Annotated in this window: 1 protein-coding gene; it reads left to right on the forward strand. The window is 63.9% G+C overall.

The genetic code is table 11. The features are described from left to right. The first annotated feature begins 172 nt into the window (after nucleotides 1–172). On the forward strand, nucleotides 173–526 hold the full coding sequence (locus MOQ72_RS44220) for a hypothetical protein (protein ID WP_242192051.1): 354 nt from the start codon (nucleotides 173–175) through the stop codon (nucleotides 524–526). Nucleotides 527–546: the final 20 nt, after the last annotated feature.

Here is a 546-nt window from a genome sequence, read left to right on the forward strand (position 1 = left end):
CACCCTCTCCTGGGTGATCTTTGCGCGTAGGTCGTCGAAATCTGTCCGACACGGTGTTGAGGGTTCATCATGTGGACACCTGTTCGCGCGAACGCCTTAGCGCTGTAACACCGGAGCGGCACCCGCCAGCCCCGGAAACCGAATCCGAGACAACTGTGAAGGATGCCGCGTCGTGACCAGCGTCGACGAAGCGCTGCAGCTCTACCCCGAGCTCGCGGTCCTCATAGGAATCCACACGCTGTGGACCTTCTGGACCCTGACCGATGCGTTCGGGCGTCCAGAGTGGCTCGTTGGCCTGCTGAGCTGGCCCCAACACAGCGATGCGCTCTGGATCGCTAGTCGGCAAAAAGCACTCGCCGTCCGACTGCTGGTGGCGAGCGCGAACGGCGGGGTCGTCTGGCAGTCGTCGGGCACGCTCGCTGCCACCGTCGATGCGCTCCGCAGCCTCCCCGAACCCGGCCACCCCGACGCGCCAGCGAAGATCCTCAAACCTGGTCCGTTTTGGCCACCGGGCCAACTCTGCTGACAACTGTTCACAAAGCACTG

The sequence above is a fragment of the Saccharopolyspora soli genome, from assembly GCF_022678645.1.
Lineage (GTDB): Bacteria > Actinomycetota > Actinomycetes > Mycobacteriales > Pseudonocardiaceae > Saccharopolyspora > Saccharopolyspora soli.